This window comes from Streptomyces sp. SAS_272 (assembly GCF_052543235.1).
In genome coordinates this window covers 227,147-239,326 of record NZ_JBMNDR010000001.1, presented here as the reverse complement: position 1 = coordinate 239,326, position 12,180 = coordinate 227,147, and the positions used below count along the sequence as shown (strand labels likewise).

The 12,180-nt window shown below is 72.3% G+C and carries 13 protein-coding genes; 8 read left to right on the top strand and 5 right to left on the bottom strand.

Features of this window, described 5'->3' with window-relative positions:
• Positions 1-87: 87 nt before the first annotated feature.
• Positions 88-873 (top strand): potassium channel family protein, encoded by a 786-nt coding sequence (locus ACN6LD_RS01005; RefSeq protein WP_445042204.1) that lies wholly within the window; start codon positions 88-90, stop codon positions 871-873.
• A gap of 194 nt (positions 874-1,067) precedes the next feature.
• Here ACN6LD_RS01005 and ACN6LD_RS01000 read toward each other — a convergent pair whose 3' ends face one another.
• A complete protein-coding gene (locus tag ACN6LD_RS01000; protein ID WP_319187594.1) occupies positions 1,068-1,373 on the bottom strand; it encodes a small hydrophobic protein in 306 nt (101 codons plus the stop codon).
• A gap of 231 nt (positions 1,374-1,604) precedes the next feature.
• Positions 1,605-3,224 carry an MFS transporter gene (locus ACN6LD_RS00995; protein WP_319187592.1) on the bottom strand — a complete coding sequence of 540 codons (1,620 nt, stop codon included), beginning with the start codon at positions 3,222-3,224 and terminating at the stop codon, positions 1,605-1,607.
• A 66-nt stretch (positions 3,225-3,290) separates the two neighbouring features.
• Here ACN6LD_RS00995 and ACN6LD_RS00990 point away from each other — a divergent pair, with 66 nt between their 5' ends.
• From ACN6LD_RS00990 to ACN6LD_RS00980, 3 genes are all read left to right on the top strand, one after another.
• Positions 3,291-3,920 carry a TetR family transcriptional regulator gene (locus tag ACN6LD_RS00990; RefSeq protein ID WP_445042203.1) on the top strand — a complete coding sequence of 210 codons (630 nt, stop codon included), beginning with the start codon at positions 3,291-3,293 and terminating at the stop codon, positions 3,918-3,920.
• A 115-nt stretch (positions 3,921-4,035) separates the two neighbouring features.
• Positions 4,036-5,253, top strand: a complete 1,218-nt coding sequence (locus tag ACN6LD_RS00985) for an alpha/beta hydrolase (RefSeq protein ID WP_319187589.1) — start codon at positions 4,036-4,038, stop codon at positions 5,251-5,253.
• 58 nt (positions 5,254-5,311) lie between these two features.
• Entirely contained in the window at positions 5,312-6,163 is an 852-nt protein-coding gene (locus ACN6LD_RS00980; RefSeq protein ID WP_319187637.1) for a DUF4429 domain-containing protein, read from the top strand.
• On the opposite strand, the gene ACN6LD_RS00975 is transcribed toward ACN6LD_RS00980, so the two are convergent.
• Positions 6,164-7,180 (bottom strand): aldo/keto reductase, encoded by a 1,017-nt coding sequence (locus ACN6LD_RS00975; RefSeq protein ID WP_445042202.1) that lies wholly within the window; start codon positions 7,178-7,180, stop codon positions 6,164-6,166.
• A complete protein-coding gene (locus tag ACN6LD_RS00970) occupies positions 7,177-7,665 on the bottom strand; it encodes a MerR family transcriptional regulator (RefSeq protein WP_319187587.1) in 489 nt (162 codons plus the stop codon). The genes ACN6LD_RS00975 and ACN6LD_RS00970 overlap by 4 nt, the downstream gene beginning before the upstream one ends.
• Positions 7,666-7,761: 96 nt before the next feature.
• Between ACN6LD_RS00970 and ACN6LD_RS00965 the strand changes: the two genes are divergently transcribed.
• Positions 7,762-8,268: a GNAT family N-acetyltransferase gene (locus ACN6LD_RS00965; protein WP_319187586.1), complete on the top strand. Its 507-nt coding sequence runs from the start codon at positions 7,762-7,764 to the stop codon at positions 8,266-8,268.
• Positions 8,269-8,301: 33 nt separating this feature from the next.
• Positions 8,302-9,117 carry a serine hydrolase domain-containing protein gene (locus ACN6LD_RS00960; RefSeq protein WP_319187584.1) on the top strand — a complete coding sequence of 272 codons (816 nt, stop codon included), beginning with the start codon at positions 8,302-8,304 and terminating at the stop codon, positions 9,115-9,117.
• Here the strand turns inward: ACN6LD_RS00960 and ACN6LD_RS00955 are convergent.
• Positions 9,089-9,781: a pirin family protein gene (locus tag ACN6LD_RS00955; protein WP_319187635.1), complete on the bottom strand. Its 693-nt coding sequence runs from the start codon at positions 9,779-9,781 to the stop codon at positions 9,089-9,091. The genes ACN6LD_RS00960 and ACN6LD_RS00955 overlap by 29 nt on opposite strands.
• A 179-nt stretch (positions 9,782-9,960) precedes the next feature.
• Between ACN6LD_RS00955 and ACN6LD_RS00950 the strand changes: the two genes are divergently transcribed.
• Positions 9,961-11,166: a PucR family transcriptional regulator gene (locus ACN6LD_RS00950; protein ID WP_057583007.1), complete on the top strand. Its 1,206-nt coding sequence runs from the start codon at positions 9,961-9,963 to the stop codon at positions 11,164-11,166.
• Positions 11,167-11,255: 89 nt separating this feature from the next.
• Positions 11,256-12,173, top strand: a complete 918-nt coding sequence (locus ACN6LD_RS00945) for an ACP S-malonyltransferase (RefSeq protein ID WP_319187582.1) — start codon at positions 11,256-11,258, stop codon at positions 12,171-12,173.
• Positions 12,174-12,180: the final 7 nt, after the last annotated feature.

Sequence of the window (12,180 nt, the reverse complement as noted above, 5' to 3'; positions counted from 1 at the left end):
GACCCGGGCGGACGAGGGGCGGTGGAGTCTTCGGGCTCCACCGCCCTTCGGGCTTCACCGCCCTTACCCGTTCTTTACTATGCGACCATGCACGAAGGAACGGCGCAGCCCCGGTGGGACCGGCAGGACCGGTGGGAGCAGTGGACGCAACGGCCCCTGCTGGCCCTCGCCGTGATGTACGCCGTCGCCTACGCGGTGCCGATCGTGGACACCTCGGCCGGTCCCTCGACGACGGTGGTGTGCACCGCGGTCGAGTGGACCGTGTGGGGGACGTTCGCCGCGGACTATCTGATCCGGCTGGCGCTGACGACCGGGCGGCGGCGGTTCGTCCGTACGCACTGGCTGGACCTGTGCGCGGTCGTGCTGCCGCTGCTCCAGCCGTTGCGGCTGCTGCGGCTGGTCTCGACGCTGCTGCTGGTGGGCCGGCGGGCCCGGATGGCCTCGCAGATCCGGATGACGACCTACGTCGTGGGCGCGGTCGTCGGACTGCTGATGTTCGGCTCGCTCGCCGTGCTGTCGGTCGAGCGCGAGTCGCCGGACGGGAACATCCGGACACTGGGTGACGCGCTGTGGTGGTCGTTCACCACGATGACGACCGTGGGGTACGGGGACCACTCGCCGACCACCGGCCTGGGGCGGATCATCGCCGTCGGGCTGATGCTCTCCGGGATCGCTCTGCTGGGTGTGGTGACCGCGAACATCGCCGCGTGGTTCATCGAGCGGTTCGAGAAGGACGACGTCGAGGAACGCGCGCAGACGGAGGCGATCCTGGCGTTGACGGAGGAGGTGAGGGCGCTGCGGAGCGAGGTCGCGGCGCTGCGGGACGGCGCCCGGAAGGCCCCGTCCCTGACCGCCGGCCGCCCGCCCCGCTAGCCGGGAGCCGCCCGGCCGGAAGCCGCCGCGTCGGCCGGAAAGCCGCCCCGGGAGAGGTCGCCGCGGCGACCGCTCACGGCCGCAGGGCAGGGACCGCAGGCCCGGGGCGGGCCGGAGATCGGCGCGGGGGAGGCAATCGGCGCGAGGCCGGACATCCGGCCGGGGCCGGACATCGGGCCGGCCGTAGGCCTGGGTCAGAGCAGCCCGTTGCCCGTGCCCGCCGCTCCCGCCAGCCAGACGAGGGCCAGCAGGGTGTCGATCGCGCCGAGGACGACCGCGACCAGGGCCGGTACCGGACGGGGGCCCGCCCAGGTGCGGCCCATGGCCAGCCAGCCGCACACGATCGCCGCGGGGCCGAGGACGATCCCCAGCGCGAAGAATCCGGCGACCGCGCAGACGAGGCCGATGATGCCGAGCGTCGCGCTGTCCGGCCCGGTCCCTGACCTGGTGCGGCCAGGCGAGCGGGGGTACCTGCGGGCGCCGTTTCCGAATCCGGCCATCGTCAACTCCCTGGATTCCGGGGATGTTTCGATGAACGGGTAACCCGTGAAACGCGGTCCATGCCCCGCGGCCGCCGGGCGGTCGGCGCGCTTTCCCCCCCCGACAGCGCGCCACAGCCCTGGCGGGCCCTGCCATCCGGAGGGCTTGACCCACTGTGACCTGTGACGCGTGCCGAAGGCGAGAGACCTTTAGCGCTGTCACCCTGATAGGGGAAAGTCGCCGAAATCCCGTCAGATGTGACCGACGCCCGCGCCCGCCTCCGCGTTCTCTCCGCGCTTGGTGAGCAGCGCGACGAAGACGGCGACGACCGCCACCCCGGCGGCGACCAGCGAGGCCAGGCTCATACCGGAGATGAACGTGTCGTGGGCGACGTCCGCGATCTTCGCGGCGACCGCCTCGGGGGTGCCCTTGGCGACCGGCGCCACGCCGACCTGGACCGCCTCCGAGGCCTGGTCCAGCTGCGCCGGGGTGAGCTCGGGCAGGCCCGCGTCCTTCCAGTTGGCCGGCAGGTCGCCGTCCACCTTGGAGGCCATCACGGCGCCCAGCACGGCCGTGCCGAGGCTGCCGCCGATCTGCATGGCGGCCTGCTGGAGACCGCCCGCCACACCCGACAGCTCCATCGGAGCGTTGCCGACGATGACCTCGGTCGCGCCGACCATGACGGGGGCGAGGCCGAAGCCCAGCAGCGCGAACCACACGGACATGACACCGCTGCCGGTGTCCGTCTCCAGCGTGGACATGCCGTACATGGCGATCGCGGTGGCCGCCATGCCGCCGGCCAGCGGGATGCGCGGGCCGAGCTTGGTGATCAGCACGCCCGCCACCGGGGAGCCGACGATCATCATGCCGGTCAGCGGAAGCAGGTGCAGGCCCGCGTCGATGGGGCTCATGCCGTGCACGTTCTGGAGGTAGAACGTCACGAAGAACAGACCGCCCATGAAGGCGATCGCCATCAGCACCATGAGGACCACACCCGCCGACAGCGGGACCGACCGGAACAGCGCCAGCGGGATCAGCGGCTCGCGCACCTTCGACTCCCACACGGCGAAGGCCACGAAGAGCACCGCGGAACCGAGCACGAACGCCCACGTCCTCCCGTCGCCCCAGCCCCAGGCCGGAGCCTTGATCAGGGCCCAGACGAGGCAGAACATCGCGCCGGAGAGCAGGGCGATGCCGGGGACGTCGAAGGAGCGCGGGGCGTTCTCCGCACGGTGGTCGAGCAGGATCAGCACGCCCAGCACCAGGGCGAGCGCGCCGACCGGCACGTTGATGAAGAACACCGACTGCCAGTTGACGTGCTCGACGAGGACCCCGCCGAGGATCGGGCCGCCGGCGGTGGAGGCGCCGATGACCATGCCCCACAGGCCGATGGCCATGTTGAGCTTCTCGGCCGGGAAGGTCGCGCGCAGCAGGCCGAGCGCGGCCGGCATGAGCAGGGCGCCGAACAGGCCCTGGAGCGCCCGGAAGGCGACGACCGCGCCGATGCTGCCGGACAGGCCGATCGCGCCGGAGGCGGCGGCGAAGCCGACCACGCCTATCAGGAACGTCTGGCGGTGGCCGAAGCGGTCGCCGAGCTTGCCCGCGGTGATCAGGGAGACCGCGAGGGCGAGGAAGTAGGCGTTGGTGATCCACTGCACCTCGGCGAACGTGGCGCCCAGGTCACTGGCGATGGCCGGGTTGGCGATGGCCACGATGGTGCCGTCGAGGGCCACCATCATGACGCCGACGGCGACGGTGATGAGGGTGAGCCACGGGTGGCCGCGCAGCCCCTTGGCGGGCGGCCCGTCCGATCGGTCCGCCGGCGCCTTGCCCCCCGGACCCGTCGAGTCGATGGTGGTCTGACTAGTCATGCGTTCGAGGCTAGTGACAGCCACTGACAATTGACAAACGAGTTCACAAGTCGGTAACTGACACATATGCCGACGACACTGCGCGAACGCAAGAAGCAGCGCACCCGGGACGCGCTGCTGCGGGCCGCCGTAGAGCTGTTCACCTCCCAGGGGTACGACGAGACGACGGTCGATCAGATCGCCGAGGCGGTCGACGTCTCGCAGCGCACCTTCTTCCGCTACTTCGCCGGCAAGGAGGAGGCCGCGCTCGCCCTGGTGGAGATGACGGTGGACCGGTTCGTGCAGGCGGTGCGCGAACGCCCGCCGCACGAGCCGCCGTTGGAGGCGCTGCGGCAGGCCGTGCTGGAGGGCTGGCACTCGATCAACGAGGTCGTGGAGTCGGTCGCGCCGGTGGAGCAGTATCTGCGCATGTACCGGGTGATCGAGTCGACGCCGGTGCTGCTCGCCGCGCATCTGCGGCGGTCCACGGAGGTCGAGGAGGACCTCGCCGGGGTGATCGCCGTACGCGAGGGGCTCGACGTGGACGCCGACCCCCGGCCCCGGCTTGCGGTCGCCGTCTTCAGCGGCGTGATGCGGGTGACGGAGCGACAGTGGTCCGTCGGCGACGACTTCAGCCTGGACGGGATCCGCGCGCTGACGGCGGAGTACCTCGACGGGGTGGGACCCGCACTGCTGGGGGACTGGCGCACGGCCTGAAGGTCTCCCGGCGCAAGGCCTGAGGGTCTTCATGACCATTCCCACGCCGAACGAAACGTGATCCCCGTCACTTGGGTCACTCGAGACCGTCTCGTTCTCCTAGTGTGTCCTTTCAGTGACTTCCTTCGACACCTCCCCGCAACTCGGCGTCTGGCGCACCCTCGCCACTCTGGCCGTGGTGTTCGTGATGCTGGCGACCACCGGCTGGACCGCCGTCCGCCAGCAACGGGACACCAGCGCCCTGCACACCTCGCGCACCGCCTGGGAGCACGGCCGGCTCGCCGGCCGCGCGCTGCCGGACCTCGACTCCGGCCCCGCGCGGCTCGCCCGCTTCTTCTCCTCGCTCACCGCGACGCAGCGCACCGCGCTCACGCAGAAGTACCCGCTCACCGTCGGCAACATGAACGGCGCCCCCACCGGGCTGCGTTATCGCGCCAACCGCCTCGCGCTGCTGCGGCAGGCGGCGATCGAGCGGACCCGGACGCACGACAGCCGACTCTCGCCCGCCGGGCAGCAGTTGGCCGAACGCCGGATGCACCGCTACGAGGCGCTGAGCGCCCCCGGCCGGCAGATCCTCGCCTTCGACCCGGAGGGCTCGGGCCGGGCCGCCGAGGTGTTCGGCGGTCTCGACGAGGCGGACCGGATCTCGATCGTCGTCCCCGGCGTCGACACCGACCTGCTCACCTTCCAGCGCACCAACCGCAAGTACTCGGCGCCGGTCGGCATGGCCCAGGCGCTGTACGCGGAAGAGCGCGAGGCGAGCCCTTCGACGCGCACGGCCGTGATCGCCTGGGCCGACTACACCTCCCCCGACGGGCTGGGCATCGACTCGGCCACCGCGATGCGCGCCGTGAACGGCGCCGTCCGGCTCAACGCCCTCGTCGACGCGCTGCCGGGCGGCGCGCCCGTGGCGATGTTCTGCCACAGCTACGGCTCCGTGGTCTGCGGGGTCGCCGCCCACACGATGCCCGAGCGGGTGGCCGACATCGCGGTGGCGGGCAGTCCCGGGATGCGCGTGGAGAACGCCTCAGAACTGGGCACCGACGCCCGGGTGTGGGCGATGCGGGACGCCGACGACTGGATCCAGGACGTGCCGCATCTGGAGGTCGGCGGCCTCGGTCACGGCGAGGACCCGATGGCGCGGGAGTTCGGTGCGCGGGTGCTGTCGGCACGGGAGGCCAAGGGCCACGGAGGCTACTTCGAACCCGGGACCGACAGCCTGCGCAACTTCGCCGAGATCGGCACCGGCGCGTACGGCTCGGTGGAGTGCGCCCACGACGATGACGACTGCACGACGGATTTGTCCGACACGACGAAGGCCGGACGCGCGTAGAGACGCAGGAATTGCGGTGCGCGCGGGGAGGGGACGAAGAATGGGTGTCCCGCATACGATGAGCCGCATGGGTGACGTACTGGCCGGATTTCATGCCGCCTGGGAGTTCGATTCCGACTCCGTCCTCATCCGTCACGAACGAGGGCTGCGCACGCCCAAGCTGCTGTCGGCGCTGGGAGAGCGCCGGATTCCGACGGCGGCCATAGCCCGGGTGACGCTGACCCCGGGACGACGGGGGACGGTCGTGCTGCGCGCGGAGCCGCGGCCCGGCGCCGATCCGCTGATGGAGGCGGCCGCGGGACAGCTGAAGGAGGGGTGCGATCCGTACCGGCTGGTGCTGCCCGCCGAACGGGAGACGCTCGCCGAGTACTACGCCGACGAACTGCGGGCGCGGCTGACCGGGTCCGGTCCCGCGGACCGCTTCCTGGTGGACGCCCCCGAGGGGCCGCTGTCCTTCAAGGCGTACGACGGCAAGGCGTCGTTCGACGGGCGCACGGTGCGCTTCCGGTGGTTCTGGACGGGCGCGTCGTCGGCGAAGTGGAAGGCCGGCGACCAGAGTTTCGCCGTGTCCGAGCTGACCGGGGTGGAGTGGCGCTCGCCGGAGCTGTTCGAGGGGCACCTGCGGCTGCTGCGCGGCGAGCCCACCACGGAGCCGGCCGACCAGGACCCGGCGACGGTCGTCTTCGGTCTCGGCTACGGACCGGTCCACGAGTCGCTGCCGTTCGCGGCGGCGGTGCTGGCGGCCGTGCGCAACCGGGGGCCCGCGGCCATGGTGCCGGCCTCGGTCCCCCGTCGCGATCCCTCCGACATCGCCGACCGCATCCGTCACCTCGGGGAGCTGCACCGGGCCGGACTGGTCACCGACGAGGAGTTCTCCGTGAAGAAGGCGGAGCTGCTGTCGGAGCTGTGATCACTCGCGGCCGGCGGACGCGAACGACATGTCCGCGTAGCGGTCGCCGGCCACCTTGCCGGCGATCGGCTCCAGCAGCGCCAGGTCCTGGGCCGTCAGCTCCACGGCCGTCGCCGCCGCGTTCTCCTCGACCCGGCCCGGCTTGCAGGTGCCCGGGATGGGGACGACGGGCAGGCCGTGCACCCGGGACTGCTGCTGGACCCAGCCCAGGGCGATCTGCGCCGGTGTCACGGAGTGGGCCTCGGCCACCTCGCGGATCGGCTCCAGGAGCACGGCGTTGGCGGCCGCGTTCGCACCGTGATAGCGGGGCTGGCGGCGGCGGAAGTCGCCGTCGGTGAGGTCCGTCGCGGCGTCGGCGAAGGAGCCCGTGAGGAAACCCCGGCCGAGCGGCGAGTACGGCACCAGCGTCACGCCGAGCTCGCGGGCCGCCGGGACGACCTGCGCCTCGATGTCTCGGCTGAACAGCGACCACTCCGACTGGACGGCGGCGATGGGGTGCACGCCGTGCGCGGCCCGCAGCTCGGCGGCGGTCACCTCGCTCAGACCGAGCTGCTTCACCTTGCCCTCGCGCACCAGCTCGGCCATCACGCCGACGGTGTCCTCGATCGGCACGCTCACATCGCGCCGGTGCATGTAGTAGAGGTCGATGACGTCGACGTCCAGGCGCCGCAGGCTCGCCTCGACGGCCTCGCGGATGTAGGGGGCGTCGTTGCGGATGACGCGCCTGGTCGGGTCCTCCGGCGGGATCGACAGGGCGAACTTCGTCGCGATCACGAGGTCGTCGCGGTGCGCCTTGAAGAACGGGGAGAGGAACCGCTCGTTCTCGCCCGCGCCGTACGCGTCCGCCGTGTCGAAGAGCGTGACGCCGAGTTCGAGAGCGCGTTCCAGGGTGGCCCGGGACGCGTCGGCGTCCCTGGGGCCGTACGCGAAGCTCATCCCCATGCAGCCGAGTCCCTGGACGCCGACCTCGGGGCCGTGCTCGCCGAGTGGTGCCGTCGGTATCCTGCGGTCGGTCATCGGGCGGTCCTTTCGCCTTCGGGGGTGCGGGTGGCGTCCGCGTAGAACATGATCTTCCGGTCGAGCACGGCCAGCGTGTCCTGGAGCTCGGCGATCCGGGCCCGTACGTCCCGTCGGGTCGCCTCGAGAAGCCTGTGGCGTTCGCCGAACGTGCTCTGGCCCTCGCGCACCAGCTCGGCGTACCGCACCATGTCGGCGACCGGCATGCCGGTCAGCCGCAGCTTGCCGACGAGGTCCAGCCAGTCCAGGTCACGGTTGCTGTAACGACGCTGGCCGGTGTGCGAGCGGTCGATGTGGGACATCAGCCCGATCCGCTCGTACCAGCGCAGGGTGTGGGCCGTGAGCCCGGTGAAGGCGACGACCTCGCTGATCGTGTAGCTGTCCTGTCCGTCGGGGCGCGGGTGCCGCGGGGGTGGCGCGGAGCAGACGTCTGCGGGGCTCGGGGTTTGCTCGATGGTCACGGGCGTGGTCTGCAACACCGTCATGGCCACCACGCTATGGCCTTGGAGTGCGCTCCAAGCAAGCGAAACCGGTAAGAAATCCGGGCGACGCGGTGAGATCGCGCCGGTTAGCGTGCGGGCATGAGTCTCGTACGCCGGGCCCTGCCCGAGGACGCCGCGGAAGTGCTGCGGCTGCGCCAGGTGATGATCGACTCGGTGTCCCCCGGTGACGTGTCCCCCGGGGCCCCGGCAGGTGGGTCGGCCGGCGGGTCCGTCGACTGGCACGCCGAGTCGCTGCCCACGCTGCGGGCGCGACTGGCCGATCCGGACGGGGACTTCGCGGCCTTCGTCGTGGAGCACCCGGAGCGGCCCGGGGCGCTGGCGGCGCTGGTCGTGGGGACCATCGAGTACCGGATCGGCCGGTCCCGGAACCCGCGCGGGACCACCGGCTTCGTCTTCTCCGTCGCCACCGATCCGGACGCCCGCCGACGCGGGTACGCACGCGCGTGCATGGACGAGCTGCTGGCGTGGTTCCGGGCGCGGGGCGCCGCGCAGGTCCACCTCACCGCGTCCGCCGACGCCGCGCCGCTCTACGCCTCGCTCGGCTTCCGCGCCAAGCCGGACCCCCTGATGGAGCTGCTGCTGTGAGGCGCGCGGAGCGGACGGCATAGGCTCGTCGGCATGTCGCTGAAGAGTCTCGCGTTGATCGACAACTGGCCGGTTCCCTCCGCCGCGGCGGGCGTCGTACGGGCCGACGGCACGGTCCTCGGGACCCACGGCCCGGCCGGCCGGCGCTTCCCGCTGGCCTCGGTCACCAAGCCGCTCGCCGCGTACGCCGCCCTCGTCGCGTACGAGGAGGGCGCGGTGGAGCTCGACGAGCCCGCGGGGCCGGCCGGTTCCACGGTGCGTCATCTGCTCGCGCACACCTCCGGGCTGGCCTTCGACGAGCACCGGACGACCGCGGCCCCGGGTGAACGGCGGCTGTACTCCAACGCCGGTTTCGAGCAGCTCGGCGACCACATCGCGAAGGCGGCGGACATCCCGTTCGCGGAGTACCTGCGGCAGGCGGTGCTGGAGCCGCTGGGGATGACGCAGACCTCCCTGGAGGGCTCGCCGGCCAAGGACGGCGTGTCGACCGTCACGGACCTGCTGCGGTTCGCGGCCGAGCTGCAGGCGCCGCAGCTGCTGGATCCGCGGACGGTGGCGGCGGCGATGACCGTGCAGTACCCGGGGACGAAGGGCGTCCTGCCGGGGTACGGGCACCAGAACCCCAACGACTGGGGGCTCGGCTTCGAGATCCGCGACTCCAAGTCGCCGCACTGGACGGGCGGTTCGTCGTCGCCGCGCACGTTCGGACACTTCGGCCAGTCCGGCACGTTCCTGTGGGTGGACCCCGAGGCGGGCGTCGCGGCCGTCGCGCTCGCCGACCGCGCCTTCGGGCCGTGGGCCGTCGAGGCCTGGCCGCCGTTCACGGACGCGGTGCTGGCCGAGGTGTAGTCGCCGCGGGCGGGCGGGCCATCTCCCAGACCAGCAGCTCGGCGCTGCTCAGCCCCACCGCCTCGAGGTCCTCGGCGTCCGTGACACGGGCCGCGTCGCCCGGTCCCAGTTTCTCGCCGTCCAGCCGCACCTCGCCGCGCACGACGTGCACGTAGACGTGCTCCGCGTCCGGGACGGCCGTCCGCTCCCCCGCGCCGAGGCGCCGCACGTGCAGCATCGCGCCGGACTCGGGGACGGCGTACGGGGTGGAGTCGGCGATGCCGCGGACGATCTCGTAGGACGGGTCGCCGCCGGCCTCCAGCGGGGCCAGCCACATCTGCACGAAGGCCAGCGGGACGTCGGCGTCGTTGCGTTCCACGTGCCGTACGCCGGCCGCGGAGCTGAGCCGCTGCACGTCGCCGGGGCGGACCCGCGTCTCGTGGCCGGCCGAGTCGCGGTGGGTCAGCTCCCCCTCGATCACCCAGGTCACGATCTCGGTGTGGCTGTGGGGATGCTCGTCGAAGCCGGCGCCGGGCGCGAGGCGTTCCTCGTTGCAGGCGATCAGCGCGCCGAAGCGGAGGTTGTCGGGGTCGTAGTGGGGGCCGAAGGAGAAGGCGTGCCGGGTGTCGATCCCGGCCGCCCGGTCCCCGCCCCGAAAGCGCTCGTCGGCGCGCCGCACGTCCATCACGCGACCACGGTAGACCCGTCGGCGGGCCGCAGGGGCCCGGCCGCGACGGGCGCGCGGGGGAAAGGTCCGGGAGGAGGCCGGGAGCACGCCGGGAGCGGACCTTCCGGTCGCGACGGGACGTCCCCACCTGCGACCCGGCGGCGCACGCCGCCGCCCCGATGAGGCAGTCTTGTCCCGTGCCCGAACCCGAAACCAGTCATCCCGAACCCGCGGCGCACGCCGTCCACTCCCACCCCGCGACGCTGAAGCGGCTGGTGAAGTCCTCCGGGAGCCTCGCCGCCCAGGCCATCGCGAGGATGGACGAGACACTGCCGTGGTACCGGGCGATGCCACCGGAGAACCGTTCCTGGATCGGGCTGGTCGCCCAGGCGGGCATCGCCGCCTTCACCGAGTGGTTCCGGCATCCGGACGCCCCGCAGGCCATCTCCACGGATGTCTTCGGCACGGCGCCGCGCGAGCTGACAAGGGCCATCACGCTGCGGCAGACGGTCGAGATGGTGCGCACCACCATCGAGGTCATGGAGTCCGCGATCGACGAGGTCGCGGCCCCGGGTGACGAGAACGTGCTGCGCGAGGCGCTGCTGGTGTACGCCCGGGAGATCGCGTTCGCCACCGCCCAGGTGTACGCCCAGGCCGCCGAGGCCCGCGGCGCCTGGGACGCCCGGCTCGAGTCGCTCGTCGTGAACGCCGTCCTCAGCGGCGAGGCCGACGAGGGGGCCGTGAGCCGGGCCGCCGCGCTCGGCTGGAACTCGCCGGAGCACGTGTGCGTCGTCCTCGGCACCGCCCCGGACGGCGACTCGGAACTGACCGTGGAGGCCATCCGGCGGGCCTCGCGGCACTCCAAGCTCCAGGTGCTCACCGGGGTCCTCGGCTCCCGGCTGGTGGTGATCGCCGGCGGCAGCGACAACCCGCTGGCCGTCGCCAAGTCCCTGATCGGGCCGTTCGCCGCCGGTCCGGTGGTGGCCGGGCCCGTCGTGCCCGACCTGCTCGCCGCGACCCGGTCCGCACAGGCCGCCGCGGCCGGGCTCAAGGCGTGTTCCGCCTGGCAGGACGCACCCCGGCCGGTCCTGGCGGACGATCTCCTCCCGGAGCGCGCGATCGCCGGCGATCCCGGCGCGCGTGAGCAGTTGGTGGAGGAGATCTACAGACCGCTGGAGGAGGCGGGGTCGGCTCTCCTGGAGACGCTCTCCGTCTATCTCGAACAGGCGTCCAGTCTCGAAGGGGCCGCCCGGATGCTCTTCGTGCATCCGAACACCGTGCGCTACCGGCTTCGACGTGTGACTGACGTCACCGGCTGGTCGCCTTCGGATGTACGCTCCGCGTTCACGCTCCGGATCGCGCTGATCCTGGGGCGTCTGGTCGATGGAGATCCGCAGAGCTAGCTTTTTGTCGGGGGTCCACAAAACCCCCTGCCGTTCTTCGTCCCTGTCCCCACGGGCGGCTTCGGCCGTCCCCAAGAGAGAGTGTGAGAGTGCTCGTACTCGTCGCTCCCGGCCAGGGCGCCCAGACGCCCGGCTTCCTGACTCCCTGGCTCGACCTTCCCGGTGTCGAGGACCGTCTGCGTGCCCTGTCGACGGCCATCGATCTCGACCTGGTGCACTACGGCACGAACGCCGACGCGGACGAGATCCGCGACACCGCGATCGCCCAGCCGCTGCTCGTGGCGGCCGGGCTCGTCTCCGCCGCGGCGCTCGGCGACATCACGCCCGGCGCCGTCGCGGGCCACAGCGTCGGCGAGATCACCGCGGCCGTCTTCGCGGGCGTCCTCGACGACACCGCCGCGCTGGGCCTGGTCCGCAGGCGCGGCCTGGCCATGGCCGACGCCGCCGCGATCACCGAGACCGGCATGTCCGCACTGCTCGGCGGCGACCCCGAGGTCTCCGTCGCGCACCTGGAGAAGCTGGGGCTGACCCCGGCGAACATCAACGGCGCGGGCCAGATCGTCGCCGCGGGCACGCTGGAGCAGCTCGCCGCGCTGATCGAGGACAAGCCGGAGGGCGTCCGCAAGGTCGTTCCGCTGAAGGTCGCCGGCGCGTTCCACACCCGCCACATGGCGCCGGCCGTCGAGTCCCTGGCCAAGGCGGCCGCGGAGCTCGACCCGGCCGACCCGACGGTCCGTTACGTCTCCAACAAGGACGGGCAGTCCGTGTCCACCGGCGCCGAGATCCTGGACCGGCTGGTCGGCCAGGTCGCCAACCCGGTCCGCTGGGACCTGTGCATGGAGACCTTCAAGGAACTCGGCGCGACCGCGATCATCGAGGTCTCCCCCGGCGGCACCCTGGTCGGCCTCGCCAAGCGTGCCCTGCCCGGCGTGAAGACGCTGGCGCTGAAGACCCCCGACGATCTCGACGCCGCTCGCGAGCTCATCGCCGAGCACGGCGTCGCCTGAGGAGCCC